At 67.0% G+C, this 2,156-nt stretch carries 3 protein-coding genes and 1 pseudogene; all 4 read left to right on the forward strand.

Translation table 11 applies throughout. The annotated features are described in order from the left end of the window. Positions 1 to 389: 389 nt before the first annotated feature. On the forward strand, positions 390 to 587 hold the full coding sequence (locus tag IG69_RS0119365) for a hypothetical protein (RefSeq protein ID WP_030529804.1): 198 nt from the start codon (positions 390 to 392) through the stop codon (positions 585 to 587). An 80-nt stretch (positions 588 to 667) separates the two neighbouring features. Continuing rightward, the gene (locus IG69_RS0119370) at positions 668 to 874 is read left to right on the forward strand and encodes a hypothetical protein (protein WP_030529805.1); all 207 of its coding nucleotides are present in this window, start codon (positions 668 to 670) and stop codon (positions 872 to 874) included. A 546-nt stretch (positions 875 to 1,420) separates the two neighbouring features. Next, positions 1,421 to 1,720 (forward strand): annotated as a pseudogene (locus tag IG69_RS23330) (pentapeptide repeat-containing protein); the annotation flags it as partial. Between the two features lie 105 nt (positions 1,721 to 1,825). Continuing rightward, the coding region (locus IG69_RS0119380; protein ID WP_030529807.1) for a pentapeptide repeat-containing protein at positions 1,826 to 2,156 on the forward strand (331 nt) is incomplete at its 3' end.

Here is a 2,156-nt window from a genome sequence, read left to right on the forward strand (position 1 = left end):
TCCCTCTGCGGTTAGCCGCGCAGTGCGCAGGCGCTGATCAGTGGATCGGTCACGGACGATCACGCCTCGAGCGGCCAGGTCGTTGAGGTGACGACCAAGCCTCGTGGGATCCCGGCGGATCCGCGCCGACAACTCGGACTGACTCACCGCACCCGCGTGCCAAGGGTCGACATGATCGCGTACTCCCACATCGACAGGCCGAGCTCGTCGAGAATCGGGGCCTCCAGCGCGGCGATGCGTGGAAGAACACAGGCGAGGAGCTCACCCAGGTCGGCACATGCCGGTGGGCCACCGGTCACCCCGTCACCCCGTCACCCATCGACACCATCACCCGCAATCGTGTACCGCGGTAGATGAACTCTTGGGCCCCAACGAGGAGGGAGTCCTCTATGGACGCCTCCATCCTGCACGCTGCGACGGAGGACTTCGCCAACTACTGGTCCGAAGTGACCGTCGGCGATCTCAGCTCTCCGGTACCCGGTACCGCCGGCGACATCGGGGACCTGTACTGCGCCACCCTCGCCGCCTACCGTCTGGCCACGGCGAGCATCGCCGGAAGCGCTCCCCGTCGCTGGCATGCACACTGAGCGATCACCTCCTTCTCCCCGAAGCCGCCAACCTCCTCGGCGGCGGGTTCGAAGACGGATACCGATGTTCGGCGGCACCCATGCTGACCGCGCTCGAGCAGTACCCGGCCCGCTCTGGTCGTGAGATGGACGACCGGAACGGCATCGACACCGTCGAGCAGGTGGAGGCCTCGATGACGGCACTCACAGCACGCGGCACAGCCGCCCTGGCCCGGGCGCTCGGGTTCACTTCCGTGAGCGGGGAGCGAGACGCGCTCGTGCTCGTCGACGAGCGGGGCTCACCATGAGCTGCGCAGGTGAGGGGCGGCGTCGCCCATCGCAGCACCCGTCCCGCCCCCAAGACGACGGCGTCCTGAGGTCCGTGTCGGACTTGGCACACACCTTCGGCTCAGGACGCGGTAACAGTGTCCAGCACACCGAGGACGAGCACAGAGACCAAGCTGGTTGGAGACCGCGCGCCAGCAGACGGCTCACTGGTGCCGCGGCTTCAGAAAATCACGGCGACGGTCCACGAAGTCTGGGCCAGAATGCCTCGGGGCTCTCGAAACCGAGCCAATGAGAAGCTTGAATGATGGTGCTCACGTCGGTACGCCTCGACTCCGCGCCGCGCGCCCACGAACTCCTCCAGGTGGGCTCGCGCACGCCAGACCATCGCGCGTGTCATCGCTGACCACCTCCGCCCCCGCGGACTGCTCACCTCTGCGTACAAACGCACCATCATCCGCTGGCACCGGATTCCCTTCCCACGGCTACGTTGCGTCGGACCATGGAGCTCTCTGCAGATCGACCTCACCAACGCATTACTGCCGCAACTGGACTGGACGAGCTGCTCGATCGGCCACGCGTCTTTCGACGGGGCGACCTTCACCAGCAGCGCGCGGTTCGACGGGGCGACCTTCACCAGCACCGCGTCCTTCGACGGGGCGACCTTCACCAGCACCGCGCGGTTCGACGGGGCGACCTTCACCAGCAGCGCGCGGTTCGACGGGGCGACCTTCACCAGCACCGCGTCCTTCGACGGGGCGACCTTCACCAGCACCGCGTCCTTCGACAACGCGACCGTCACCCGCGACGCGTCCTTCGACGGGGCGACCTTCACCAGCACTGCGCGGTTCGACAACGCGACCTTCACCCGCGACGCGTCATTCCTCGGCGCGACCTTCACCAGCACCGCGTCCTTCGACAACGCGACCGTCACCCGCGACGCGTGGTTCGCCTACGCGACCTTCACCCGCGACGTGCGGTTCGTCTACGCGACCTTCAGGGAAGATGCGGCGTTCTCCCACGCGACCTTCACCCGCGACACGCGATTCGACAACGCGACCTTCACCCGCGACACGCGATTCGACAACGCGACCTTCACCGGCGACGCGCGATTCGACAACGCGACCTTCACCGGCGACGCGTGGTTCGCCTACGCGACCTTCACTCGCGACACGCGATTCGACAACGCGACCTTCACCCGCGACACGCGATTCGACAGCGCGACCTTCAATGGGCAGGCCAAGTTTGCGGGGGCCAGGTGCGCTGGCCAGGTGCACGGTTTGCCGGATGGGTTCTGGCCCGAGA

Origin of the sequence: Phycicoccus jejuensis (genome assembly GCF_000720925.1) — a bacterium.
Lineage (GTDB): Bacteria > Actinomycetota > Actinomycetes > Actinomycetales > Dermatophilaceae > Phycicoccus > Phycicoccus jejuensis.

Bases quoted from the DNA above. Each gene is read 5' to 3' on its own strand.
- IG69_RS0119370 (WP_030529805.1), top strand. From the start codon at position 668: ATGCTGACCGCGCTCGAGCAGTACCCGGCCCGCTCTGGTCGTGAGATG.
- IG69_RS0119365 (WP_030529804.1), top strand. From the start codon at position 390: ATGGACGCCTCCATCCTGCACGCTGCGACGGAGGACTTCGCCAACTAC.